The sequence below is a fragment of the Pseudomonas graminis genome (assembly GCF_004364335.1).
Classification (GTDB): domain Bacteria; phylum Pseudomonadota; class Gammaproteobacteria; order Pseudomonadales; family Pseudomonadaceae; genus Aquipseudomonas; species Aquipseudomonas graminis_D.
Genome location: NZ_SOCR01000005.1, coordinates 1 through 26529 on the forward strand (window position 1 = coordinate 1; position 26529 = coordinate 26529).

22 protein-coding genes are annotated in these 26529 nt (G+C 58.4%); 10 read left to right on the forward strand and 12 right to left on the reverse strand.

What is annotated here, in order from left to right; genetic code table 11:
- A partial coding sequence (gene ilvA, locus EC919_RS09910) for a threonine ammonia-lyase, biosynthetic (protein WP_133773492.1) occupies nt 1-1046 on the reverse strand: 1046 nt, incomplete at its 3' end.
- 252 nt (nt 1047-1298) lie between these two features.
- Between ilvA and rpiA the strand changes: the two genes are divergently transcribed.
- Nucleotides 1299-1970 carry a ribose-5-phosphate isomerase RpiA gene (gene rpiA / locus EC919_RS09915; RefSeq protein ID WP_133773494.1) on the forward strand — a complete coding sequence of 224 codons (672 nt, stop codon included), beginning with the start codon at nt 1299-1301 and terminating at the stop codon, nt 1968-1970.
- Between the two features lie 42 nt (nt 1971-2012).
- Here rpiA and EC919_RS09920 read toward each other — a convergent pair whose 3' ends face one another.
- The 4 genes from EC919_RS09920 to EC919_RS09935 form a co-directional block, all read right to left on the reverse strand.
- On the reverse strand, nt 2013-2924 hold the full coding sequence (locus tag EC919_RS09920) for an SdiA-regulated domain-containing protein (RefSeq protein WP_133773496.1): 912 nt from the start codon (nt 2922-2924) through the stop codon (nt 2013-2015).
- A 139-nt stretch (nt 2925-3063) separates the two neighbouring features.
- Nucleotides 3064-3963: an SdiA-regulated domain-containing protein gene (locus EC919_RS09925; RefSeq protein ID WP_133773498.1), complete on the reverse strand. Its 900-nt coding sequence runs from the start codon at nt 3961-3963 to the stop codon at nt 3064-3066.
- A complete protein-coding gene (locus EC919_RS09930) occupies nt 3963-4628 on the reverse strand; it encodes a fumarylacetoacetate hydrolase family protein (RefSeq protein ID WP_133773500.1) in 666 nt (221 codons plus the stop codon). Before EC919_RS09930 ends, EC919_RS09925 begins: the two co-directional genes overlap by 1 nt.
- Nucleotides 4629-4781: 153 nt before the next feature.
- Nucleotides 4782-6176 (reverse strand): FAD-binding oxidoreductase, encoded by a 1395-nt coding sequence (locus EC919_RS09935; protein WP_166650532.1) that lies wholly within the window; start codon nt 6174-6176, stop codon nt 4782-4784.
- A 170-nt stretch (nt 6177-6346) separates the two neighbouring features.
- On the opposite strand from EC919_RS09935, the gene serA reads away from it, so the two are divergent.
- Together serA and EC919_RS09945 are read left to right on the forward strand one after the other, a co-directional pair.
- Nucleotides 6347-7576 (forward strand): phosphoglycerate dehydrogenase, encoded by a 1230-nt coding sequence (gene serA, locus EC919_RS09940; protein ID WP_133773505.1) that lies wholly within the window; start codon nt 6347-6349, stop codon nt 7574-7576.
- Between the two features lie 308 nt (nt 7577-7884).
- Nucleotides 7885-9210 (forward strand): OprD family porin, encoded by a 1326-nt coding sequence (locus tag EC919_RS09945; protein ID WP_133773507.1) that lies wholly within the window; start codon nt 7885-7887, stop codon nt 9208-9210.
- Nucleotides 9211-9389: 179 nt separating this feature from the next.
- On the opposite strand, the gene EC919_RS09950 is transcribed toward EC919_RS09945, so the two are convergent.
- Nucleotides 9390-9719, reverse strand: coding sequence for a DUF2790 domain-containing protein (locus EC919_RS09950; RefSeq protein WP_133773509.1), 330 nt, complete (start codon nt 9717-9719; stop codon nt 9390-9392).
- Between the two features lie 238 nt (nt 9720-9957).
- Here EC919_RS09950 and EC919_RS09955 point away from each other — a divergent pair, with 238 nt between their 5' ends.
- Nucleotides 9958-10167 (forward strand): hypothetical protein, encoded by a 210-nt coding sequence (locus tag EC919_RS09955; protein WP_133773511.1) that lies wholly within the window; start codon nt 9958-9960, stop codon nt 10165-10167.
- Between the two features lie 193 nt (nt 10168-10360).
- Entirely contained in the window at nt 10361-11278 is a 918-nt protein-coding gene (locus tag EC919_RS09960) for a cation diffusion facilitator family transporter (protein ID WP_133773513.1), read from the forward strand.
- 57 nt (nt 11279-11335) lie between these two features.
- Here EC919_RS09960 and EC919_RS09965 read toward each other — a convergent pair whose 3' ends face one another.
- The 3 genes from EC919_RS09965 to EC919_RS09975 form a co-directional block, all read right to left on the reverse strand.
- On the reverse strand, nt 11336-14473 hold the full coding sequence (locus tag EC919_RS09965) for a CusA/CzcA family heavy metal efflux RND transporter (protein ID WP_133773515.1): 3138 nt from the start codon (nt 14471-14473) through the stop codon (nt 11336-11338).
- Nucleotides 14474-14497: 24 nt separating this feature from the next.
- On the reverse strand, nt 14498-15739 hold the full coding sequence (locus tag EC919_RS09970; protein WP_133773517.1) for an efflux RND transporter periplasmic adaptor subunit: 1242 nt from the start codon (nt 15737-15739) through the stop codon (nt 14498-14500).
- Between the two features lie 66 nt (nt 15740-15805).
- Nucleotides 15806-17032, reverse strand: coding sequence for a TolC family protein (locus tag EC919_RS09975; RefSeq protein WP_133773519.1), 1227 nt, complete (start codon nt 17030-17032; stop codon nt 15806-15808).
- Nucleotides 17033-17549: 517 nt separating this feature from the next.
- Between EC919_RS09975 and EC919_RS09980 the strand changes: the two genes are divergently transcribed.
- From EC919_RS09980 to EC919_RS09990, 3 genes are all read left to right on the forward strand, one after another.
- A complete protein-coding gene (locus tag EC919_RS09980; protein ID WP_133773521.1) occupies nt 17550-18224 on the forward strand; it encodes a heavy metal response regulator transcription factor in 675 nt (224 codons plus the stop codon).
- Complete coding sequence (locus EC919_RS09985) at nt 18221-19612, forward strand: heavy metal sensor histidine kinase (RefSeq protein ID WP_133773523.1); 1392 nt, start codon at nt 18221-18223, stop codon at nt 19610-19612. Before EC919_RS09980 ends, EC919_RS09985 begins: the two co-directional genes overlap by 4 nt.
- A gap of 201 nt (nt 19613-19813) precedes the next feature.
- Entirely contained in the window at nt 19814-20266 is a 453-nt protein-coding gene (locus tag EC919_RS09990; protein WP_133773525.1) for a DUF411 domain-containing protein, read from the forward strand.
- A 375-nt stretch (nt 20267-20641) separates the two neighbouring features.
- On the opposite strand, the gene EC919_RS09995 is transcribed toward EC919_RS09990, so the two are convergent.
- Together EC919_RS09995 and EC919_RS10000 are read right to left on the reverse strand one after the other, a co-directional pair.
- The gene (locus EC919_RS09995) at nt 20642-21079 is read right to left on the reverse strand and encodes a DUF4399 domain-containing protein (RefSeq protein ID WP_133773527.1); all 438 of its coding nucleotides are present in this window, start codon (nt 21077-21079) and stop codon (nt 20642-20644) included.
- A gap of 180 nt (nt 21080-21259) precedes the next feature.
- A complete protein-coding gene (locus EC919_RS10000) occupies nt 21260-21898 on the reverse strand; it encodes a 2OG-Fe(II) oxygenase (RefSeq protein WP_065987352.1) in 639 nt (212 codons plus the stop codon).
- A gap of 195 nt (nt 21899-22093) precedes the next feature.
- Here EC919_RS10000 and EC919_RS10005 point away from each other — a divergent pair, with 195 nt between their 5' ends.
- A complete protein-coding gene (locus EC919_RS10005) occupies nt 22094-22834 on the forward strand; it encodes a DUF2059 domain-containing protein (protein WP_133773529.1) in 741 nt (246 codons plus the stop codon).
- A 172-nt stretch (nt 22835-23006) separates the two neighbouring features.
- Here EC919_RS10005 and EC919_RS10010 read toward each other — a convergent pair whose 3' ends face one another.
- Entirely contained in the window at nt 23007-23948 is a 942-nt protein-coding gene (locus EC919_RS10010; protein WP_133773532.1) for an alpha/beta hydrolase, read from the reverse strand.
- A gap of 164 nt (nt 23949-24112) precedes the next feature.
- Here EC919_RS10010 and EC919_RS10015 point away from each other — a divergent pair, with 164 nt between their 5' ends.
- A complete protein-coding gene (locus tag EC919_RS10015; protein ID WP_133773534.1) occupies nt 24113-26512 on the forward strand; it encodes a penicillin acylase family protein in 2400 nt (799 codons plus the stop codon).
- The last annotated feature ends 17 nt before the right edge of the window (nt 26513-26529 follow it).

Genomic DNA, 26529 nt, shown 5'->3' on the forward strand with positions numbered 1-26529 from the left:
ATGGCCTCGCAGAAGGCCTTGAAGCTGCCCGGCTGCTCCGGGATGGTCACGGCAATGATCGCCTCGCGGCCTTCGCCCAGTTCGGCGCGCTCGGCGACATGGCGCAGGCGGTCAAAATTCACGTTGGCGCCGGAGTCGATGGCCACAAACGTCTGCCCGGTGACTTCGTACTGTTCGGTGTACTTCTTGATCCCGGCCACGCCCAGGGCGCCAGCGGGTTCGGTGATCGAGCGGGTGTCGTCGTAGATGTCCTTGATCGCCGCGCAGATTTCATCGGTACTGACGGTGATCACTTCGTCGACGTAATCCTTGCAGATCTCGAAGGTGTACTGACCGATCTGCGCCACGGCGACGCCATCGGCGAACAGCCCGACTTGCTGCAATACGACCCGCTCACCATAGGCCATGGCCTGTTGCAGGCAATTGGAGTCATCGGGCTCGACGCCGATTACCTTGATTTCCGGGCGCAGATATTTCACATACGCCGCGATGCCAGCGATCAGCCCGCCGCCGCCCACCGGTACAAAGATTGCGTCCAGCGGGCCCTGATGCTGACGCAGGATTTCCATCGCCACGGTGCCTTGCCCGGCAATGGTGTCAGGGTCGTCGTACGGGTGGACGTAGACGTAGCCGTGTTCCTCCACCAGCTTCAGCGAATACGCCAATGCTTCGGGAAACGAGTCGCCATGCAGTACGACTTTTCCGCCTCGGGAGCGCACGCCTTCGACCTTGATCTCCGGCGTGGTCTTCGGCATCACGATGGTCGCCGCCACGTTCAGCGTCTTCGCCGCCAGCGCCAGTCCCTGGGCGTGATTACCCGCCGAGGCCGTCACCACGCCCCGCGCCAGTTCTTCCGGACTCAACTGCGCCAGCTTGTTGTACGCGCCGCGAATCTTGAAGGAGTACACCGGCTGCAGGTCTTCGCGCTTGAGCAACACGTTGTTGCCCAGGCGCTCGGAGAGCTGGCGGGCGACGTGCAGCGGGGTTTCCACGGCAACGTCGTAGACGCGGGAGTTGAGGATCTTTTTGACGTAGTGCTCGAGCATCGGGGAAGAATCGCTGGCAAAGGGGCAAGACTCGGAAGTTTACCCCTCGCCCCCGCGCACGACCACATCAAGACTCAGGCTTTGACCACGGCATGTCGCTATACTGCCGCCCCTCGGACCTATCGCTATTCCCTGTAAGAGCACGCAAGCCCGCGACGGTATTCCCGCTGTCACCGATTCGTCGCTGACACACCGCCTTCGCGGGCAAGCGCATTCCTACAGGTCGTCATTCTTAACCGGAGCCCACCTCGCATGACCCAGGATCAACTCAAACAGGCCGTTGCCCAGGCCGCCGTCGATTTCATCCTTCCGAAACTCGACGACAAAAGCATCGTGGGCGTGGGCACCGGCTCTACCGCCAATTGCTTCATCGACGCACTGGCCCTGCACAAAGGCGCCTTCGACGGCGCAGTCGCGAGCTCCGACGCCACGGCCGCACGCCTGAAAGGCCACGGCATTCCGGTGTATGAGCTGAACACGGTCAGCGACCTGGAGTTTTATGTCGACGGCGCGGACGAAAGTGACGAGCACCTGAACCTGATCAAAGGCGGCGGCGCAGCCCTGACCCGCGAGAAGATCGTTGCCGCCGTGGCCAAAACCTTCATCTGCATCGCTGACGCCAGCAAGCTGGTGCCGGTGCTGGGCGCCTTCCCCCTGCCCGTCGAAGTGATCCCGATGGCGCGCAGCCACGTGGCCCGCGAACTGGTGAAGCTGGGCGGCGACCCGGTTTACCGCGACGGCGTGCTGACGGACAACGGCAATATCATCCTCGATGTGCACAACATGAACATCACCAACCCGGCGGAAGTGGAAGCGCAGGTCAACAACATCGTCGGCGTCGTCACCAACGGTCTGTTCGCTGCGCGCCCGGCGGATCTGCTGCTGCTGGGCACACAAGAAGGCGTGAAAACCCTCAAGCGCTGATCAACCCGGGGCAAGGCACATCCTTGTGGAGATGCCTTGCCCTCAGCGCTTCTTGAACACATAAAACAGGTTCGGCTCACTCACGACGTACAACGTGCCGTCGTCCCCCATGGCGATGCCCTCGGCCTGGGGCACGCTTTGGCTCAGGCCCATGCTGCCTTTGGTCAGTGACACGTTGGCGACTGGCCGGCCTTCAGTGTCCAGCTCAAGAATCTGCCGCGACTCATCCGACAGCGCCAGCAAATGCCCACTGCGCTCATCGAATTGCAGGCTGGAAAGGTCGCGCACAAAAAGGCCCGCATCCCGCTGCTTGCTGGATGTCACTTCCAAAATGTTCGGGGAATGGGTACCGGCGTCAGGAAAGCCACGCACTTCGATGATCTGCACCGGTCGGCGTTCTTTGGCGACGAACAGGCGACGCTCCTGATTATCGTAAGCCAGCCCTTCAAAGCCATTGTTGCCGCCGGCGTCGATGCCCAGGGTCAACTGTTCGGCATCGGCGGCGTCGAGGAATGTCGTATCGTCATCCACGTGAACCTTGATCAGCCGCTGACTGTGCTCGTCGCTGATGACGTAGATCCCGGGGCTGATGTACTCGACCGCTTCCGCGTCCCCGAACCCGGTCAGGGGAATTCGTCTGAGAATCCGCCCTTCCAGGCTCAGCTCGACCAGCTCGGGATTTTTGTTGGTCACGGTGAACAGGGTTTTACGCTGCGGATCGAAGCTGAGCGCCGAGACATTAGCCTTGAGGCCGTCGATGGCCCGCGCCTCAATCTCGACCTCATAAGCGTCAAGCCCCAGCGCTTGCGCGTCGCTGGATTGCCAGAACACGTACCAGTTGAACCAGAGCCGCTCGATGACCCGGTATTCGCGCGCCACGAAAAAGCACGCGGTCAGTATCAACAGGACAAGTAACGTGAGCACGACGCTCTGGAACGGGGACACACGACGCATGCAGGGGGCTCGACTTCAGTGGGGCGGCTTTAATAACACCGTATTCTGAAGCCAAACTGAAAGCCATGTGACATCTCGTTTCGGCTTTTCGATGCCAAAACGGGCCCCGCCAGACGCTGCCGGCGAAGCCAGTCGAGGCTCACTGCCGCTTGAAGGTGTAAAACAGGTTGGGCTCACTGACCATGTAAATGGTGCCGTTCTCGTCCATCGCCACCCCTTCGGCGCGGGGAATGGTCTCGCTCAAGCCATTGAAACCGTGCAGCAGCGTCATGAAGCTGACTTGATTACCCTTGCCGTCCAGCTCCAGCAGCATGTGCGACTCGGCGGACAGCACCAGCAAATGCCCGGTCTTCTGGTCCGCGTACAAGGACGACAGGTTGCGCACGATCAGGTTGTCGTTGATCAGCTTGCGCTTCTCACCCCTCACCTCGCTGCTGCCGTCGGCCTTCCAGCTGTACAGCGCCGGCGGGCGCTCCTCGCCAAACAGGAACTGCTGGTCCCGCGGGTCCCAGGCGATGCCTTCGAAGGCTTTATTCTGATCCTTCGAGGGACCCAGGTCGTACTTGGGGAGGTCGGCAATGTTCAGGGTTTTGGTTTCAGGGGTAACGTGAACGATGGTCATCAGGTGCTGGCGCTCATCGACGATGGCGATCAAGCCATCGCCCAGAACGGCAACACCTTCGGGGTTGCCCCAGCCTTGAAGCGGGATCTTGCGAATGACGTCGCCGGTCAGCGTGATCTCGGACAGGAAAGGGTTTTTGCCCATCACCGAATACAGGGTTTTGGTCGACGGGTCGTAAGACAGGTCCGAGGCCTCGTCCTTTTCCATACCCGCCAGCGGCTTGGCGTCGATATCGACCTTGTAATCCGGCAGCCAGATACCCGCCGCGCGCTCGGCCGGCGTGACGTTGCGTTCGCGCAGCCACAACAGACCGCGATCGTCCCAGTGCCAGGCCAGGGAAAGACCGGCGAGGATCACCAGCGCAGCGATGAGCAACCACCACCAACGAAAACGCAGACGACCTTCGCGGTATGCCATCAGCGCACGTCGCTTTCGAAACGGCTCTGGCCAGTCAGCTCCAGCACGATCTGGTCGCCAACAGTGAACGGCCCAACGCCTGCGGGTGTACCGGTCATGATCAGGTCACCGGCCTGCAGCGAAAACTGCGACGCCATGTGCTGGATCATCGGCACGATCGGGTTGAGCATGTGGCTGCTGTTGCCGTCCTGGCGGACTTCGCCGTTGATGGTCAGGCGGATGGCGATGTCGGTCAGATCAGGGTAAGCGTCAGCCGATACGAAAGGCGCGATCACTGCTGCGCCGTCGAACGACTTGGCGATTTCCCACGGCAGGCCTTTCTCTTTCAACTTGGACTGCACGTCACGCAGCGTCAGGTCCAGGCCAGGGGCGAAGCCGGAAATCGCGTCGAGGACTTCTTCGCGGCTCGGGTTCTTGCTCAGCGGCTTGCCGATCAACACGACGATCTCGGCCTCGTAGTGCACCGAACCCCGGTCCTGAGGAATGCTGAAGCCCCCCTCGATCCCGACCACGCAGCTGCCCGGCTTGATGAACAGCAGCGGTTCAGTGGGGACAGGGTTGTCCAGTTCCTTGGCGTGCTCGGCGTAGTTGCGGCCGATGCAGACGACTTTACCGAGCGGAAAGTGAACCTTGGTGCCGTCGACGTACTTGTGCTGATAGCTCATGAGCGCTCCTGAAATGCTTGTTGTGTCAGTCGACATTTCATATCTGACCGACCGAGTTCGCCAGCAAGCCGGCTCCTACAGATTTGCGCCCTGCCGAAACCATCAGAACGGCGTGAGGCGCATCGCTGATGTTATTCAACAGTGAACGCCGCTTTACACCGCGAAGATTTTGCCGGGGTTCATGATGCCGTTCGGGTCGAACACCGCTTTGACGGCTTTCATGTATTCGATTTCCACCGGCGAGCGGCTGTAGTGCAGGTAGTCACGCTTGGTCATGCCCACGCCGTGTTCCGCGGAAATCGATCCGTTGTACTTTTGTACGATCTCGAACACCCACTTGTTCACCGTCGCGCACTTGGCAAAGAACTCATCCTTGCTCAGGTTTTCCGGCTTTAGGATGTTCAGGTGCAGGTTGCCGTCGCCGATGTGGCCGAACCAGACGATTTCGAAATCCGGGTAATGCTGGCCAACGATCGCGTCTACTTCAGCGAGAAATGCCGGGACTTTCGAAACGGTGACCGAGATGTCGTTCTTGTACGGCGTGAAGTGGGAGATGGTTTCCGAAATGTATTCGCGCAGTTTCCACAGGTTCTGCAGTTGCTGTTCGCTCTGGCTCATCACGCCATCCAGCACCCAGCCCTGCTCGACGCAGTGCTCGAAGGTTTCCAGCGCGTGGTTCGCCACTTCTTCGGTGGTCGCTTCGAATTCCAGCAGCGCGTAGAACGGGCATTCGGTTTCAAACGGGGACGGTACGTCACCGCGCGCCATGACCTTGGCCAGCGCCTTGTCCGAGAAGAACTCGAATGCGGTCAGGTCCAGCTTGCTCTGGAACGCGTGCAGCACCGGCATGATCGCGTTGAAATCGGTGGTACCGAGAACCATCGCGGTGAGGTTTTTCGGCGCGCGGTCCAGGCGCATGGTCGCCTCGACCACGAAGCCCAGCGTGCCTTCGGCGCCAATGAACAGCTGACGCATGTCGTAGCCGGTGGCGTTTTTGATGAGGTCTTTGTTCAGTTCGAGCAGGTCGCCCTTGCCGGTGACCACCTTGAGTCCCGCGACCCAGTTGCGGGTCATGCCGTAGCGAATCACCTTGATTCCGCCGGCATTGGTGCCGATGTTGCCGCCGATATTGCTCGAACCTGACGACGCGAAGTCGACCGGGTAATACAAGCCGTTTTCTTCCGCGAGATTCTGCAGCTGCTTGGTGACCACTCCCGGCTGGCAGATGGCAGTGCGATCCGTCAGGTTGAGTTCGAGGACCTGATTCATGTAATCGAAGCTGACGACCACCTCACCATTGGCGGCAACGGCAGCGGCGGACAATCCGGTGCGGCCGCCCGACGGGACCAGCGCAACCTTGCGTTCGTTGGCCCAGCGGACGATGGCCTGCACCTGTTCGGTGGTCTTGGGAAAGACGATGGCGGTGGGCGCCGGGGCGAAATGTTTGGTCCAGTCCTTGCCGTAGGTTTCGAGGGAATCGGCGTCGGTCAGGACCTTGCCGGGCTCAACCAGGGTCTTCAGCTCATCTATCAGCGCAGGATGGGTCATCAACAGAACTCTCGAACAATTCATGGTCATCCTGAGAACGGCTCACGTCCAGGAATGGGGTGTTTCGCGGGGTGCATATGCTAGCATACGCCCCCCGCCAATCGAGCTTTCAGCCGATTTGCGCGCGCTTCACTTACTGCCATTTCTCTCCGGGACACAGGTTTACGCAGATGAGCAAGACTTCCCTCGACAAGAGCAAGATCAAGTTCCTTCTTCTCGAAGGCGTCCACCAGTCCGCGGTCGACGTCCTCAAGGCCGCCGGTTACACCAGCATCGAGTACCACACCAAGTCGCTGCCGGAAGCCGAACTGAAGGAAAAGATTGCCGACGCTCATTTCATCGGTATTCGTTCCCGCACCCAACTGACTGAAGAACTGTTCGACAGCGCCAAGAAGCTGGTCGCGGTCGGCTGCTTCTGCATCGGTACCAACCAGGTTGACCTGAACGCAGCCCGCGAACGCGGCATCGCTGTGTTCAACGCCCCCTACTCCAACACCCGTTCGGTAGCGGAGCTGGTGCTGGCCGAGGCCATCCTGCTGCTGCGCGGTATCCCGGAGAAGAACGCTTCCTGCCATCGCGGTGGCTGGATCAAGAGCGCGGCCAACTCTTTCGAGATTCGTGGCAAGAAGCTCGGCATTGTCGGTTACGGCTCGATCGGCACTCAGCTGTCGGTCCTGGCTGAAGGCCTGGGCATGCAGGTGTACTTCTACGACACCCTGACCAAGCTGCCGCTGGGCAACGCCACTCAGGTGTCCAGCCTGAACGAGCTGCTGGCCATGTCCGACATCGTCACTCTGCACGTTCCGGAAACCAACGAAACCCAGTGGATGATCGGCGAGAAAGAAATTCGCACGATGAAGAAGGGCGCCATCCTGATCAACGCCGCGCGCGGCACGGTGGTCGAGCTCGACGCTTTGGCTGACGCGATCAAGGATCAGCACCTGATTGGCGCGGCCATCGACGTGTTCCCGGTTGAGCCCCGCTCCAACGACGACGTGTTCGAAAGCCCGCTGCGCGGCCTGGACAACGTGATCCTGACGCCGCACATCGGCGGCTCGACCGCTGAGGCACAGGCCAACATCGGTCTGGAAGTGGCAGAGAAACTGGTCAAGTACAGCGATAACGGTACGTCGGTCTCCTCGGTCAACTTCCCGGAAGTGGCCCTGCCGGCTCACCCAGGCAAGCACCGTCTGCTGCACATCCACGAGAACATCCCGGGCGTGCTGATGGAGATCAACAAGGTCTTCGCCGAAAACGGCATCAACATCTCCGGTCAGTTCCTGCAGACCAACGAGAAAGTCGGTTACGTGGTGATCGACGTCGACGCCGAGTATTCCGATCTGGCCCAAGAGAAACTGCAGCACATCAAAGGCACCATCCGTAGCCGCGTTCTGTTCTAAGAAGCGTGTTCAGGGTGGCGGGAAGGAGACCTTCGGTCACTGACTGCACTTTTCTATCCTGAATAAACAATGAGCCCTCTGAAAAGAGGGCTTTTTTTTGCCCGCCAACAACTCACCCTCACCACTCAGGATGCAAGCCGGGGAAGTAGGGAGCGTGCACAGACATTTATTGCAGATTTGTAATTTTCAGATCATCCCGTCGTTATCTTCCAGTCGTCAAGATTGCGCCCACTGGCACCTCTCGGATTTACAAATATAAGCCAGGTCGACACGTCTAAAAGCAATCTGCCGATTCGTACGGAGCGCACATGACTCACCTTAGAAAGATTTCCCTCGCGGTTTTCTCAACCCTCGCGAGCGTCACGCCTGTTGCCGGTTTTGCAGAAGAGCAAAAAGAAGGGTTTATCGAAGGCAGTACGTTCAACGTTCTAAGCCGCACCTTCTATATGAACCGTGATAGCCGCAAAGGGCAGTCGACTGCTACCGGGAACGGCTATTCCGAAGCAACGGCGCAAGGCTTTATTGCCAAATTCGAATCCGGCTTCACACAAGGTACATTCGGCGTAGGGGTCGACGCTTTTGCCTTGATGGGAATCAAGCTTGACACCGGCGGAGGCCGAAACGGATTTCAGAGCTCTTTCGACGTCTTGCCTGTCGATAACGACGGCGAGGCCGAGGACGAATACACCAAGCTGGGTGGCTCCGTGAAGGCACGGGCATTCGACACGGTCGTCAACGTCGGCGATGTGTTCCCGTCTACTCCCGTCGTATCCTTTGGTGATTCGCGTGTCCTTCCCGAAAGCTTTCGGGGTGTCACTGCGACGAACAAAAGCCTCAGCGGGTTGACCGTTCAGGGCGGTCGACTTCATTCGATGAGCCAGCCCCAATCAACCTCAATGGGCGACAAGTTCGCTACGTTCTACGCGGGTCAGGTCAACTCGCCATGGATGGGTTACTTCGGTGGTGACTATGAAGCAACCGAGCAGCTGACTCTGGCCCTATACGGAAGCCGCCTGAAAGACGCGTGGGATCAGAAGTACGCCTCTGCCTCCTACGTGCTTCCTCTTTCCGATCAAATGGCTCTGACAGGCAGTGTCAATTACTACAACGCAACAGACGAAGGCAAGAAGCTTCTGGGTAAGTTCGACAACGATATCTGGAGCGTGAAGGTCGCCCTGAAATATGGCTCGCACACTTTCGCATTGTCGCACCAACGCAATCAGGGCGATGACGACTTTGACTACCTGAGACAGTCAGACTCGATCTACGTCGCTAACTCCATTCAATACAGCGACTTCAACTCGCCGAAAGAAAGGTCCTGGATGGCGACGTATAACGTGGACATGAACAACTTTGGAATCCCTGGTCTCTCGTTCATGACCCGCTATGGCAAGGGTACAGATGCCGACTACTCCAATGCCAACAGCACCTACATGCGACGAGACTCGGACGGGAATCCGCTCAAAGATCAAAAACGCTGGGAGCGGGATATCGAAGCAAAATACGTCGTCCAGACCGGCACCTTGAAAGATCTATCACTGCGCCTGCGCCAGGCGACCACAAGGGCGACTGCGTTTGAGTCGGACCTTGACGAGGTGAGGCTGATCGTCGAATACCCTATCAGCGTCCTCTGAGGGCTAATGGGCAGCCCCAGCCAAAGCGTCTTTAGGTGCCCTGACGGGCACCTTTTTCTGTGCCGCAACAAAGGCGCATTTATCCCGGCAGTACGGTTTTTTTGAGACAAAAAAAAGCGGCCATGAAGGCCGCTCCGATGCTGAATTCAAACAGGGTAATGATTCATCAGCAAACAGTGTCAATTTTTGCCTCGGCAACCGCTCATGGCCTGGTATTGCAACGTGTTTAATTCGCCCTGGGCGTCTTCGTAGGTCATTAGTTTAGGCATCACCTGACAGCCCCTCGACTCCGGGGAAACTCGGACGACTTTCGCAATATCCAGCTTCATCCCATATTTATATTCAACAATAGCTGGCACAGGCTTATTTTCTCTGGCCGCATACCGACCGACCACTTCCTGATGTTCTTTGATGATGGTATTCGCCACCGAGTCATCGCTTGCAAAGGCGTAAGAAGCGACGGGCGAAAGGATTGCAAGGGCAAAAACAAAGGATTTGGCAATACGCATTTTTTGTCTCCGTTTAAGTGATGGCCTAACTTAACCAATCAGCACTTACTGGAACGTTGCGCGAGCATTACCATTTGGAAATCTTGTCGCGGGCATTGGATTTAGCTGCGGTAGTCTTTCCTGACAGAATTGTAATTGTTCCCTCACGTTCCTGTTAGCCACCGCGAATTACTATTGCCACAACTCCTGATGAGCCCCAGCAGTTGATCAGGTACTGCCACTCCATAGGGTAACCACCATGAATCTCATCAAATCGTTGGTCCTGACAGTCGCCGCGCTCTCCAGCACGTCTCTATTCGCCCAAGACGGCAGTGAGCGCTCAAATCATGCCGCTCAGAAAATGCGAATCGCACAAGAAGTACGATTCAACGATCAAAAGGCGGCCACTGAATATGTCCGCGTCGAGGAGAAACCCCGCGCTGACGACGTCAAAAAGTCCGAAGGCTAATACCCTCCGGTCACCCTATTCACCTTTGGAAGCTCCCGTTGCTCCTTTGGTTAAGGTGAATCTTTAAGCGCCCACTGGGCGCTTTTTTTTGCTTGTTTTTCGATGGCTCATGGATGAACGGCCCTGCCAGACTGCATGTCATAGTCAGTTCAACCATTACCTCTCCCTGTCCATAAATCCCAAGGATCTCCCGATGAGCTCAGGTCACAGCCACGGCCAAGTGCGCGCAGGCCACGAAAAGATGCTTTTCATGGCGCTTCTTCTCACGACGGGTTTCATGATCGCCGAGGTCATCGGCGCCTGGATCACAGGAAGTCTCGCGCTCCTGTCTGATGCCGCACACATGTTCACTGACTCGGCTGCTTTAGGTATCTCGCTGTTAGCCTTCCAGATTGCCAAGCGACCCGCCGACCGAACTCGAACATTTGGTTATGCGAGGTTTGAAATCCTCGCCTCTTCAGTCAATGCCATTCTGCTGTTCTTCGTCGCCATCTACATCTTGTACGAGGCCTACCAAAGACTCCTCACGCCTGCTCCCATCCAGTCGATTGGCATGCTGGTCATTGCCACGCTGGGACTCGTCGTCAACCTGATCTCCATGCGGATGCTGGGAAGTGCCAGCGGAGAAAGTCTGAATGTGAAGGGAGCCTATCTGGAGGTCTGGAGTGACATGCTCGGCTCGATCGGCGTGATCGTAGCGGCTGTCGTCATCTGGTTCACCGGGTGGGCCTGGGTGGACTCACTCGTGGCAGCCGGTATCGGACTCTGGGTGCTGCCAAGAACCTGGACGCTTCTACGCGAAAGCATGAACGTACTGTTGGAGGGTGTGCCCAATGGCATTGAGCTCAAAGAGGTTGAGCAGACCATTCTGGCGGTCGAGGGTGTCAAGGCGATCCATGATCTCCATGTGTGGTCAGTCACCAGCGGAAAGAACGTCATGAGCGTGCATGTGGTGATAGCGCAGGCGTCCCGGAACGGGCAGGAAATCCTGGCCAACGTGACCACCTCCGTAAGCCAGGGCTTCGAAATCGACCACTGCACCATCCAACTCGAACATGATGGTTTTCATGATGACGAGCACAGCGCAGAAGGGCACGAACACCACGCATGAAAAAGCTCGCGCCAGTCTTCCGGCGCGAGCTTTTTAAGTGGGGAACTGAGCGGGCTGTCAGTCCTCTTCTTTCCTGTGAGCCCATTGATAAAGCGCTGGCAGGACCAGCAGCGTCAGCGCTGTGGAAGATAGGATTCCTCCAATGACTACCGTTGCCAAAGGGCGTTGAACCTCAGCGCCTGTCCCCGTTGCCAAGGCCATGGGGATGAACCCCAGAGACGCGACCAACGCAGTCATCAGCACTGGCCTCAAACGAGTGAGCGCACCCTCGTTGATCGCGTCGCCCAGGGAGCGCCCCTCTTCACGCAAGTTGCGAATGAAGGCGATCATGACCAGGCCGTTCAGTACAGCCACGCCGGACAAGGCGATAAATCCAACCCCGGCCGAGATCGACAACGGGATGTCCCGTAGCCAAAGCGCAAGCACGCCTCCCGTCAAAGCAAAGGGGATGCCCGTGAACACCAGCAACCCATCTTTGAGGTTGTTGAACATCATGAACAGCAGTGCAAGCACCATCAGCAAAGCCACCGGCACCACAATCTGGAGACGTTTGGCAGCCGACTGAAGCTGTTCAAACTGACCGCCCCAATCGGTCCAATAGCCAGGCGGGATTTTCACTGCGCTGTCGATGTTTACACCTGCTTCCTGAACGAACGAACCGAGGTCACGTCCGCGAACGTTGGCGCTTACGATCACCAGACGCTTCCCGTTTTCGCGACTGATCTGATTAGGCCCGAGTATCAGATCCAGCGTCGCCACTTGCGACAACGGGATGAAGTTGATTTGCTGATCGCTACTGCCCGCGGTAGCCGGAACCGGGATCAACAAACTGGAAAGCCCGGCGACATCGGTTCGCATCTCATCCGACAGCCGCACAACCATATCGAACCGACGGTCGCCTTCATAAAGGGTGCCGGCCCGACGACCTCCCACACCCGTAGCGATAGCATCCTGCACGTCGCCCACGTTCAGACCGTAACGTGCGGCTTTGTCCCGATCGATGTTGATGGTCAACACAGGCAAGCCCGTCGTCTGCTCGACTTTGACCTCAGACGCGCCAGGCACTTTTTGCAGAGTGGCTGCGATCTGACTTGCCGTCTGGTTCAGCACGTCCATGTCGTCACCGAACACCTTCACCGCAACGTCGCTTCGTACGCCTGAGACAAGCTCGTTAAAGCGCAACTGGATAGGCTGGGAGAACTCGTAGTTACTCCCTGGCACGCCGGCTGCCGCCTGCTGCAACTCCGCAATGAGGGACTCACGAGACTTTCCTGGATCCGGCCATTGGCTTTGCGGTTTCAGCATGACGTAGCTATCAGAAATGTTTGGCGGCATCGGGTCGGCAGCAATCTCTGCTGTACCTGTTCGAGCAAACATTCGTTCTACTTCAGGCACCTTCTCAACGATGGCTTTTTCAAGCCGCTTCTGCATTTCCACAGACTGAGTAAGGCTCGTGCCCGGCACCCGAAGGGCTTGCAGCGCAAAGTCGCCCTCGCTCAGGCTGGGTACGAACTCACTGCCCATTCGGCTGGCGGTGAAACCGGACAAGACGATCAGCACAAAGGCCATGCTGAAAGCGATCGCACGATGCTGCAGCACCCACGTCAGAACCGGCGCGTAACGCACGCGAGCCGTGCGCATGATGAAACCTTCTTCTTCCTTCACCTTGCCAGTCACGAACATCGCGATCGCGGCAGGAACAAAGGTGACGGAAAGGATCATGGCGCCCAACAATGCGATGACCACGGTAAACGCCATGGGGTGGAACATCTTGCCTTCCACACCGGTGAGGGCAAAGATCGGCAGATAAACGACCATGATGATCAACTGGCCGAAAATGAGCGGTCTGCGAGCTTCCTTGGCAGCGGCAAACACTTCGTGAAAACGCTCGGTACGCGTCAGCATCCGGCCGTACTTGTGCTGCGCATGAGCAAGCCGTCGAATCGCGTTTTCAACGATCACCACAGCCCCGTCCACGATAATGCCAAAGTCCAGCGCACCCAGGCTCATCAGGTTTGCGCTGACGTTGTTGGTAAACATGCCGGTAAACGTGAACAACATGGCGAGCGGGATCACCATGGCGGTGATCAAGGCAGCGCGGATGTTACCCAGGAACAGGAACAAAATGGCGATGACAAGGATGGCGCCTTCAATCAGGTTCTTCTTGACGGTGGCGATGGCCTTTTCAACGAGATTGGTACGGTCATACACCGTCACCGCGTGGATGCCCTGAGGCAGCGAGCGGTTGATGTCAGCCAGTTTCGCCGCAACTGCCTGCGAGACCGTTCGGCTGTTTTCTCCGATCAGCATGAACACCGTGCCCAGGACAACCTCACGCCCGTTCTCGGTAGCGGCTCCGGAACGCAGTTCCTGTCCGATACCCACATCAGCGACGCTGCTGACCCTGATCGGCGTGCCCTGGACGTTTGCGATGACGATGTTCGCGATGTCCTTCACCGTGCCGAGCTGGCCAGGTGCACGAATCAACAGTTGCTCGCCCCCACGTTCAATGTAGCCGGCCCCGACATTGGCGTTGTTACGCTCAAGCGCGGCGACGAGATCGTTCAGCGTCAGCTTGTAGGCAGCCAGCTTTTTGGGATCAGGCGCGATCTGGTACTGCTTGGCGAAACCGCCGATCGTGTTGATCTCGGCAACGCCGGGAACGTTGCGCAGCTGTGGCTTGATGATCCAATCCTGAATGACTCGAAGATCGGTGGGTGTATAGGCGCTTCCATCCTCCTTCCTGGCGCCTTCTTCAGCCTCGACAGTCCAGAGGAAGATCTCACCCAGGCCTGTGGAAATGGGGCCCATGACCGCCTCGACTCCTTCAGGTAACTGCTCCTTGGCAGTTTGAAGGCGCTCACCCACCAACTGACGAGCGAAGAACAGATCGGTGCCGTCTTCGAAAATGACCGTCACCTGGGACAGACCTGAACGCGACAGCGAACGGGTCTGCTTCAGCCCGGGTAACCCGGCCATACTCGTTTCGATAGAAAAGGTAACCCGTTGCTCTGTTTCCAACGGTGAAAAGCCCGGAGCGGCGGTATTGATTTGAACCTGAACGTTGGTGATGTCAGGTACCGCATCAATAGGCAGTTTCTGATAGCTGGCAATACCGAGCCCCGCCATCAGCAAGACAGCGAGCATTACGACGATGCGCTGCTCAATCGCGAATTGAATCAACCGTTCAAACATGGCGTTGTACTCTTGCGACGCGGGTCAATGGGCATGCTCGGCAGAGCTCTTGCCCAGCTCGGACTTGAGGATGAAGCTGCCGGCAGAAGCCACTTGGGCGCCGGCGTCCAGGCCTTGGATGATCTCCACAAAGCCACCATCCCGGCGACCGACCTCCACGGCACGCAGCTGGAAGCCTTCAGCATTGCGAACAAACACTGACGGCTTATCTTCCACCGTCTGAATGGCCGATTCGGGGAGACTGACCGAGGCATTGGCTTTATCAGCAGTCACATCAATGGAGACGAACAATCCGGGACGCCATGCGCCCTCGGGGTTATCAAGGATCACCCGTACAGTGGCAGCCCTGGTTTGCTCGCCAAGCAGGCTTCCTACGTAACTGATCCGGCCTTCGACTTGAGCGTCAAGATCAGGTGCGCTGACCGTCACGGCTCGCCCGACTACCACGCGCTGCAAATCCTTTGGCGTCGCACCAAACGTTGCCCAGACACGCGACAAGTCTGAAAGCGTAAAGGCCGCAGTGGCTTCGTTCACCACTTCGCCAATGCCGAGGTGTTTCTCCACAACCACAGAGTCAAACGGGGCAATCAACTCATAGCGATTGCCGGCGGCTGTGTTAACGCTGGCACCAATCGCGCTCAGTTTTTGCCGGGCGTTCGAGCGACTGATATCTGCCTCCTGGAACGACTGGCGCGCGAGCAAGTAGTCCTGCTCGGCGGAAATCTTGTCCTCCCACAGCTTTTTCTCGCGCTGCATGGTCAAGCGAGCCAGCTCGGTTCTTCTCTGCGCGGCGTTCAGTTCGCTGCGCATATCCGTGATTTGCTGGCTTGCGATCACAGCGAGCACCTGCCCTTTCTTTACTGATTGGCCCAGCTCGACTCTCACTTCGTCAACGACGCCACTCACCCGTGGAACGACATGGGTCGTGCGGTCCTCGTCGAATCTGATTTCCCCCGGGAAAGTGACCGACGTACTCATCAACCTCGGCCCCGCCAAGACAAGCTCGATGCCGGCTGCGTTTATTTGCTCCGGGGTCAGTTCAAGCTGGCCTTCCTCTTCATGGGATTCACCCTTGCCCTCGTCAGAATCTTCGTCACTGTGTCCATCCCCTTTGGCGTGTGCCTCGTTGCTTTCTTTGCCTTGCTCCTTGCCAGCAGGCTGGGACTCTGCGGCAACGGGGAGTCCTTGACGGGTGACCGTCAAACTGGTCAAACCGATGATGGCGATCACCACCAGCGCGAGGGTAATGCTCCGTTTTTTGTTCATGAATGCTCCCGGCGATCATGTGCTTGCACACGGTGCGATGCGCCCAATAAGTGCGGAAAGATGGCTTTAAGGATGAGTGCTAAATGAGCTGAGATCGCCGTAGATGCGCTCGACAGTGACCCTGGCGTCAGTGGCGATGGCTAGCGATTCCAGATATTGGCTTCGGGCATCGATCAGCGTGCGCTGAGCATCGAGGACTTCCAGAAAGCCGAACTTGCCCATCTCAAAGCCTCGGGTCGCCGCATCGACCGCGCTTTTGGCGGACGGCAAGATGACTTGATTGAAAGACTCAACATCGCGAGTGGCCGTTACCCATTGGGCAAGGGCAGACTGAGTGGTGGTACGCAGTCTCAGCTCCACCGCATTACGCAGGTCGCGGGCCTGGTCAGCGCGACGCGAAGCCGCAAGCACGTTTCCCTGGTTCCTGTTGAAAAGCGGAAGGGGCATCGAAAAACCAACTACGTTGACGCGCTCCCGATCCTCGCGGGTGTATTGGCTGCCAATGCTGACCGTGAGATCCGGGATGCGTTGCGCACGCTCCGAACCTAATGACGCGTCTCGCTGTTCAATCTGAGCCTGGGCCAGGCGCAGCTCGGCAGACCGATCGATTGCGGTCAGTATTTTCGCAGCGAGTGGCGCCTTGCCCGGGGACAGATCAGCGTATTCCAGGCTATCGAAGGTTGCCGATGCGGATCCGGTTGCACGAGCGAGGTCGCGATAGCTGTTAGCTTTCAGCGTTTGTGCGCGTCGAACCAGCAGGTTGGTCTCGGACAACTGGACTTGCGCACGGGTAGCCTCTACCGGCGATGATTTACCGGCACGCACACGGCCCTCAGCGATCTCAAGACCGCGCTCAGCCAGAGACTGAGATTGTTGCGCCAGATCCAGCCCCGTTTCAGCCCGAACGGCGGCGTAAAACGCCTGAACCACTTCGGCACGCAACTCGTTGCCCCGACGCTCAAGCTCGATTTGAGCAGCGTCCTGGCCACGGCTCGCGACATCGATACGGGCTCCTCTTTTGCCGCCGAGCTCCAGAGCCTGACTCAGCATGACGGTCGTGGTGCTGGTACTACGACGGGTGTCTTCCGCTTCCCAGGAAACCACCGGGTTAGGGATGAGCCCGGCCTGCTGCCTGTCACCTTCGGCGATCCCTATCTCCCTTCGAGCGGCAGCAAGATCAGGGTTTTCGGCAAATGCCGATTCAATGGCTTGGGGCAAGCTCAGACCCTGAGCAGCCACAACACCGGGTGCGGCGAAAGGCAGCAACAACACGCAAAAAGCGCCCAGCCTCATGGAAGAGGTTACGGAAAATCGTCTATGTCCGAGCACGGTCGCACTTCTCCAGTCGCATAAACCACCCAATTAAAAATCAACAGGTATAACGCCAGCTTTGAAGCTGGATTTGATGGGCGGACTTTATGTAATAGGAGTTATCAGAGGGATGACTGGAAAATTACAATTACGTTATCTACGAAAACGAAAAATCTTTTGAAACTACAATCTCGAGCCGACGTGTTTAAGCCTTGACTGAAACGTGCTGCAACATGTGCACACTTGCACTTTTTAAGGGAACCTCGTGAGTGTTGAATTACTGAAGTCGGCACTGCGTGGGAGATGCGACATAACGTCGCCATACCCCGATAACCCAGGCTTTTCGGCTGGCCATGCTTGACCCTGTAGCGACTACAGGGATGAGAATTTGCCTTGCATCCAGAGGGTTGTGAAAAATTCGTCGATAAAACTATAGAAAAATAGTGACCCAACGACGTATTTGGCAACTGACTACTTAATTCAAACAGGAACTTCCGTCATGCGAATCCTTGTTGTAGAGGACGAGCCTAAAACTGCCGAGTATATGCATCAGGGACTCACCGAGAGCGGTTATGTAGTTGATGTCGCCAATACCGGCCTCGATGGCCTCTGTCTCGCTCAGCACCAGGCATACGATATTGTGATACTGGATGTAAACTTGCCAGAAATGGAGGGCTGGGAGGTGCTGGCCCGGCTGCGAGAAACAAGTAACACCCGAGTGATGATGGTGACCGCTCGCGGGCGGCTCGATGAAAAAGTCCGAGGCCTGGAAATGGGAGCCGACGACTATTTGGTCAAGCCTTTCGAGTTTCCAGAACTGCTCGCACGGGTTCGTACCTTGATGCGCCGGAGTGAACAAGCCGGGCTACCTGAAGTGCTGCGCGTCGGCGACCTTGAACTGGATCAAGGCAGGCACAGAGCGTTCAGGGGCACTCGGCGCATCGATCTGACGACTAAGGAATTCGCGCTGCTGCACGTGCTCATGCGACATAGCGGAGAGGTGATGTCGCGGACTCAGATCATCTCCCTGGTGTGGGACATGAATTTTGACTGCGATACCAATGTCGTCGAGGTATCGATCAGACGGCTAAGGGCCAAGATTGACGATCCGTTTGATCAGAAGTTGATTCATACCCTTCGCGGGGTTGGCTACGTGTTGGAAGCTCGCGAATGAAACCCACGCGACTCTCGACGAAACTCGGCATCACTGTCACAGCGATGAGTGCTGTATTGGCATTGGTCATGGCGACGTTTGCCTACGCATCCATTTCGCGCCAGTTGGATGTCCAGGCAAAAGATGGACTGACCGAGAAGTTGGCGCAGGTTGAACACAGTCTCGCCGAAAGCTCGGCAACGGCAGCAGACATCGTGCTTCATCCCCATAACCTGCGTGACCAAATCGTCGGTCACGACAATTTGACCCTCGCCATCATGGACTCAAGCGTTCCGCGAAAGCAGCTGCTGATCCTTGGAAGCGATGACGCGGTCGAGTTACCAATACCCAAAACAGGGAGCCTATCCCTGGAGTTCCAGCGGCTGGATTCCTCCGACGGCCATGAATTGTTGATGGCGCAGAAGCTGATTCGCCTCAAAAATGACCAACAGATTCTGGTGATGCTGACCCTCGACAGAAAAAGTGATGTCACCTTACTCAACGCTTATGTGAAATCCACGCTGATCGCATTGCCTTTTATTTTGCTCCTGGTGGGTGGCTGCGCATGGTGGGTAGTTCATCGCGGACTCAAACCACTCAGGGCATTTCGCAAAGTTGCAGAGCGGGTATCGGCCCGCGACCTCTCGCACAGAATGAAGGTACACGGTCTGCCTGAAGAACTGAGTGACCTGGCTCATGCGGTTAATTTCATGCTGCACCGATTGGACGGCGACGTTCAGCAGCTCGCCCAGTTCTCGGACGATCTGGCACATGAACTGCGCTCGCCGATGAATAATCTGATGGGCACCGCCCAAGTGACTCTGTCCAGGGAGAGGCCTCCGGCGGAATACAAGCAAGTACTTGAATCGTGTACCGAAGAGCTTGAGCGCCTGTCTCGCATGGTCTCCCAGATGCTGTTTTTAGCCAGCGTCAGCCAACCCTCTGCGCCGTTGACTTTCAGTTCAATTGATCTGCGAGAAGAAGCAGAAAAGGTCGCGGAGCTTTTTGCGATGTCAGCGGAAGAAAAGAAGATGTCCGTTGTGGTGCAGGGAGATGCAAAGGTCTCCGGTGATCGTCTGATGATCCAGCGCGCCATTTCAAATCTACTGTCGAATGCCATCAGACACGGGACAGCCGGCACTCCCGTTACGCTCAGCCTTTCAACCCTGAAAGAGGAAGTTTCGCTGGCTGTACGTAATGCAGGAGAGGGGATTGAAGCGGAACACCTACCTCGCCTGTTTGATCGCTTCTACAGGGTTCATGCCAGCCGCTCCCGGCAGCAAGGCGGGACAGGGTTGGGGCTTGCCATCGTGCGCTCGATCATGAGCTTGCACGAAGGACGCGTAGCGGTTGAAAGTAAACCTGGGGCCATCACAACGTTCAGCCTGATCTTTCCTATTCCCGCTTAGATCAACGCTGCCCTTTTTAGGGCAGTAGACACCAACGGGCACCGCTCTCGGTATGCCATCACGCTGATGAAGACGCCTGGAAACAACTCGACGCGGCTCAGCATTCATTGGTAACACATTCAATTTGCCCATCAGGTCTACCCTCGGTGAGGCTACGCGCGCGCTCCCCTCTACCCTTTTCCGCCTTGAGTAGCATCAGCCATGAATTCATTTAGAAAGACCGTCCAAGTCATTGCCGCCGCGACAGCGCTAAGTGCCGCCTCATTGGTACAGGCAGCGCAATCAATAGACGTGTATAGGGACCCCAACTGTGGCTGCTGCACCAAGTGGATCGCTTATCTGAAAGAGAACGGCTACGCGGTGGTCGACCACCTTGAAGACAACATGAGCGCTGTAAAGGAGAAGTTCGGTGTGCCCGGCAATCTAGGCTCGTGCCACACCGGGGTTGTAAACGGAAAGTTTGTTGAAGGCCATGTTCCCGTCGCGCAAATTGCGGAACTAAGCCAACGAGCTGATCTGGTGGGGGTAGCAGCTCCTGGTATGCCCATGGGTTCACCAGGAATGGAGTCAGGCGATCGGCGCAGCGCTCACCAGATCATTGGCGTGACCAAGTCAGGGGAAGAGACGGTTCTGGCTGACTTTCCGGCCCGCTAGCGGTTCCGGAAAATACCCCAGACGCTTGCTCAAGGAGAGTAAGTCGTGAATCGCCCGTCGCGCCCGCAGGAATCTGCTTGAACCAATCCGCGCCGTCTGCGGACTTGCAGGAGCGCGCTTGCCCGCGACTGCAGTGAGTCATCCAACATGGATGGCACAGACAGATCGCTTTCGCGGGCAAGCGCGCTCCTACACGGGATCGCGTCGAGACACGCCTGTGCGGCGTACCTCCATCCGTAGAAGCCAGCTTGCTGGCGAAGGGGTGTTTTCATGCACCATTGATGCATCTGGTCTGACTCCTTCGCCAGCAAGCCGGCTCCTACGAATTCACATCAGCCATGCGACGGCGGACTCCATGGCATCTGCGGATACGCGTTATTTGACCGTGATGGTGATCTTCTGTGACTCGACCGGCGGGTTCAGTGGCACGTGATTCTTGTCGCCCACCAGCAGTTGCAGGGTGTGCTGACCCGGCGTGAGGTTCAGCTCGGTTTCAGTCTGACCCTTGCCGAAGTGGCGGATGTTGTCGGTGTTCGGCAGCGGCGCGGTCATGTCGGGCTGGTCCTTGACGTCGATCAGCAGGTGATGATGGCCGGTGTCCGGAACGTCAACGCCGGCCGGGGCGACGCCCATGCCCTTGAGGCCGAACTGCACCTTGAACGCGCCATTGACGGTCGCGCCGTCTTTGGGCGAGATGATGTAAACCTCGGCGCCTGCCGGCGATGCCGTGCGAGGGATGTCGGCGGCCTGCGCCAGGAAGCTCGACCCCAGCAGCAGTCCGGTCAGGGCAGTTCTCGCGAATAACGTCTTCATGATCTCTCCGTTTTTATCGATGTGCGATTGGCGGGTTCGGGAGTCGAAGCCTCTTCATCCCGACAGGCAAACGCTCAGGAACGACCTTTACCTTAGCTGCGGTTGGCCGCGAAGTATTTCGCTGAGTGACTGCATGTAGAAGATTTCATGTTGGGCCGATGCAGACAGACAGGAAGCCAGTTACAACTCGAACGGCTCGTTCCCACGCCGCCTGAACCATCCGGTCAGTGACAGGCGCTCGCGGGTCGACGGCATGACTTCATGGGGCATGTCGCCCGAGAGGAACACCACCAGGCAGCCGCCGGTGGGCTGCACGTCGTACTCGACGCCGTCCTTGAGGTACATGCGCAACTGGCCGCCATGCTCCGGCAACCAGCCGTCGTTGAGGTAGACGACCGCCGAGACCATGCGTTTGTCGTCATCGCGAAAGCGGTCTACATGCTTGAGGTAGAAGGCTCCGGGCGGATAGAGCGCGAAGTGGCTTTCGTAATCCTCAAGGCCCAGAAACAGGCCTCGGTTCAGCGCCTGACGCAGGCTCTCCATCAGGTCCAGATAGCGATCGCACGGCTCGGCCTGCCCCGCTTCCAGCCACTGAATGTGATCGCCACGAATCCCCTCGCGAACCTCTTGAGCCGGCCCGCGCCCCACAGCAGCAGGCGCGAGCTCACCCTGAACAGCACGCGTGCGGCATTCAAGCGCCAGCTCACGGGTCAGGGTGTCGGGCAGGAAGATGTTCTGCTGCGACCAGCCACGCTCGGCCAGGTCGTCGACAATTCGCAACAGCAGCGGGTGATCAGGGGATATGCGCATGGCGCGCATAGTATCCATACGCCGATTAATCCGACAGGGCCTGCAGTCCGGGGAATGAGGAATATTTTTGCGGGTTTGATTACGCCCGGCGGTTTTGCCCGACCACTGATCGAACCCACGGTTTTTAGCGGGGTCTGGCAAGTGTTAACTCGACAAATCCCCGCTGCCCCACCGAGAATGGCGGCCTGCCGACAGGAGTCTCTAATGCGCCGTCTGTTTTTCCTGCTGTTGATGTTCTGCACTTTGCCCGCTTGGGCAGACGGCCACGATCAGCTGTACAAGCTCGCCGGCTGGCCGGAACAACGCGCTCATTTTGTCGATGCCTTGAAAGCCGCGCAGCAGCGTTACCGCAACAGCCTTCCACCGGCCGTGTTCGACGCTCTGGTGAGCAACAGCAATCAGCGTTTTGCCCCGCAGGCGATGGACCAGCGCGGGGAGCAAATGCTGCGCCAGACGCTGCAGGACCCGAACCCTGCACTGCAGTTTTTCCAGTCGGCCCTGGGCCGCAAGATCGTCAACGCCGAGCTCACCGCGACGCGCCCGGATCAACTGGCCAAAAACGCTCAAGGCCTGCCGCACATCCAGGCGGACGACAATCGTCTGCTGATCATCGGCCACCTGGCCAACGCCCTTCCCGCCAAGGAAGCCGGCGCCGAGGTCAGCATGGCGATTGCGGGCGTCGCCGCCGACAGCCTGAGTTCGATGATTCCAGGCCTGATGGGCGGCGGCACGACCCAGGCCATGCTCGACAGTCAGCGTCAGCGGCTCATGGGGCAGATCGGCAAGGACGTGAACAACACGCTGCTTTATGTATACCGCGACCTGTCGGACGGCGAGCTGGACGAGTTCGCCACCTTTGCCGAGTCCAACGAAGGCAAGGCCTATTACAAGGCGGCGCTGGCAGCAGTTCGCGCGGGATTGGCGGTTGGGCAGAACGTAAAGTAGCTGTTATCGCTGCTGCAGGAAGCGTAGGAGCGTGGCTTGTCCCGCGATCGGGCGGGAACCGGCCGCAAGTTCGTAAACCCAATCATCCTGATACACCGCAATCACCGCAGTTGCTACCGCTGCGTGGGAGATCGCGGGACAAGCCACGCTCCTACAGATTGCATAGCTTGCCCTACCCCATTCGCTGCGTCAGAAACTCAAAAAACCTTGCCCGCAGCTCGGGTGACTCGTTCGCCAGATGGTGCCGCGCTTCGTGCAGCATGAAAATCTGCGGCTCAGCGAACTTGCTCTTGAGCACCGGCAGATTGTGTTTCCAGTCCACGGTCGTGTCTGACTCGCCCTGCACGATCAGCGGGCGGCGACAGCTTCGCGGCGCACGTTCGATACGCTCGATCCATTTGGCCAGCGCGCCCACCCAGACTGTCGGCAGGCGTCGCGGCTGCAACGGATCCGCCAGCAAGAAAGGCAGAAAGGTCGGGGCGTTTGAGTTTTCGCTGAAGCGCCGGTCAATGGCTTTGACGAAGCCGCGCAGCAGGTAATAGCTGAGTTTCGACAAGGCCCAGCCACGCGGCCGCACCAGCGGCGCCAGCAGGATGATCTGGCCCTGCGCCGGGCTTGCGTCGCCGTGATGCAGCACGTGGTCGATGACAATCGCGCCGCCGGTGCTTTGCCCGCACAGGTGCCACGGCTGCGGCAGGTTGAGGCTCTCGGCTTCCACAAAAAGCCGATCAAGCACTGCCTGATATTCCGCGAAGTCAGTAATGCTTGCCCGCGCCCCACTGGACAGTCCATGGCCCGGCAAGTCGCAGGCAATCACCGCCAGTCCAAGGCCCAGCGCCCAGTCGATGACGTGTCGATACAGCCCGACGTGATCGTAAAACCCGTGCATCAGCACCAGCGTGCCAACCGGCTGTTCGGGCATCCACAGCTGCGTGACGATGTCGTAACCGCCCACTTCAACGCGCCCGATCCGGCTGCTGATCGACCCATTCCGGCCAAGCGCGTTCAGGCCGTAGAAGCGCTGATAAGCCTGGGCCTCTTCAGATAGCGTTTGCGACGCGCTCAAGGGCAACAGCTCAGCACGCAGGTGATCGGGGTCGAACGTGTCGGACATCGGAATTCCAGATGAGGGGTGTGTAGGAAGCGGCCGCACGGAAGTGTCATCTGTCCGCTGCGGCGTGGCAAGGTACGCCGCCTAAATCCATGAGCGGCCGTCTACCCAGTCGCGAGACAAATCTGTAGCCTGCAAAACTTTCCGATTCTCATTTGAGCCCCTGGATGAAACGCAGCCTTTACGTCGTCATCGCACTGTTGGTGCTCATCGGGGGCGCGGGTGCCTGGTACATCCACGGCAAGCAGCCGGTCCGCGATGGCGAAATGAGCCTCGCCGGGCTGCAGGCCCCGGTCACCGTGGCTTACGACGAGCGCGGCGTGCCGCATATACGTGCCGATAACCAGGACGATCTGTACCGCGCACTGGGCTACGTTCACGCCCAGGACCGCCTGTTCCAGATGGAAATCCTGCGCAGGCTGGCGCGTGGGGAGCTGGCTGAAGTTCTCGGCCCCAAGCTGGTCAACACTGACAAGCTGTTCCGCAGCCTGCGTATCCGCGAGCACGCCGATGCCTACGTCGCGCGCCAGGATAAAGACACGCCGGCGTGGAAGGCGCTTCAAGCGTATCTGGACGGCATCAATCAATATCAGGCGACCCATCCCAAACCCATCGAGTTCGACGGGCTGGGCATTCGCGAGCGGCCGTTCACCGCGCAAGACACCCTCAGCGTCGGTGGTTATCTGGCGTACAGCTTCGCTGCGGCGTTTCGCACTGAGCCATTGATGACCTATGTGCGGGATCAACTGGGCCCGGAATACCTGAAAATCTTCGACATGGGCTGGCAGCCGCAAGGGGGCCTTGGCCAGTCCCCTGCATTGACGAGCAACGACTGGAAAGGCCTCAATGACCTGGCACTGCTCAGCCAGCAGGCGCTGGAGAAAGCCGGCCTGCCGCAGTTCGAGGGCAGCAATGCCTGGGCGGTGTCCGGCAGCCGCACCCAAAGTGGCAAACCGCTGCTGGCGGGTGATCCGCACATTCGTTTTTCGGTACCGGCGGTCTGGTACGAAGCGCAGCTCACCGCCCCGGGTTTCGAGCTGTACGGGCATTTTCAGGCGCTCAACCCCTTCGCTCTGCTCGGCCACAATCTGGATTTCGGCTGGAGCCTGACCATGTTCCAGAACGATGATCTGGACCTGATCGCGGAGAAGACCAACCCCGATAATCCCGATCAAGTCTGGTACCACGGCGCCTGGGTGGACATGACCTCCCGCACTGAGCAGATCGAGGTCAGGGGTGAATCTCCCGTCACGCTTACCCTGCGGCAGTCACCCCACGGTCCGATCGTCAATGACGCGCTGGGTGGTAACGCGGCTCAACAGCCGAGCGGTACGCGGATTGCGATGTGGTGGTCGTTCCTTGAGTCGGACAACCCGATCCTGCAGGGCTTTTACGAAGCCAACCGCGCCGATACCCTGGACAAGATGCGCAGCGCCGCCGAGAAGATCCAGTCGCCGGGCCTGAACATCATTTACGCCAACGCCAAGGGCGATATCGGCTGGTGGGCTGCGGCGCAGTTGCCCATGCGGCCTGCGGGGGTGAATCCGACGTTTATTCTCGACGGCAGCTCCGAGCAGGGCGACAAGAACGGCTTCTACCCTTTCAGCGCTAACCCGCAGGAAGAAAACCCGGCGCGGGGTTATATCGTCTCGGCGAACTTCCAGCCGGTGTCGCCGACGGGGATGGAGATTCCGGGCTACTACAATCTTCCCGAGCGCGGTCGCCAACTGGATCGTCAGTTGAGCGATGCCAAGGTGAAATGGAATCTGGAGAACAGCAAAGCGCTGCAGCTCGGGACCCGGACGGATTACGCCGCGCAGATTCTCACGCCTTTGATTCCGGTGCTGCGGCGCGTGGTCAGTGAGCCGGAGGAGCACGACTTGCTGGAGCGCATGGCGGCGTGGAACGGTGACTACTCAGTGGATTCGGTGGGGGCGACGCTGTTCAATCAGTTCCTGTTCAACCTGACCGATGAGGTTTTCCATGACGAGCTGAGCGACGGGCTGTTCACCACGCTGCTGTCGACCCGCCTCATTGACCTGGCGCTGCCACGACTGGCCGCTGACGCCGATTCGCCGTGGTGGAACAATCGCCATTCTCGGGAGCCCGAAAGCCGCGACAACACGGTGAAGGTCGCCTGGCATGCTGCGGTCTCGCATCTGACGTCGCTGTACGGGCAGAACCCTGATGAGTGGAGATGGGGCAAGGCGCACACGCTGACCCACGAACATCCGCTGGGCAAACAGCCGCCGCTGAACATGCTGTTCAATGTCGGGCCTTTTGCGGCGCCCGGTACCCATGAGGTGCCGAACAACCTGTCCGCGGGCATAGGCCCCGCGCCATGGCCGGTCACTTACGGGCCATCGACACGCCGCCTCATCGACTTCGCCGACCCGGCCCACGCACTGGGGATCAACCCGGTGGGCCAGAGCGGCGTGCTGTTCGACAAGCACTACGCCGACCAGGCGCAGCGCTACATCAACGGCGAGTACGTGCCAGAGCGGTTCAGCGAAGGGGATGTGGTGGGGAACAGCAAGGAAGTGTTGAAGCTGGTGCCGGGGCGATAACACCGGCAGATCCTATT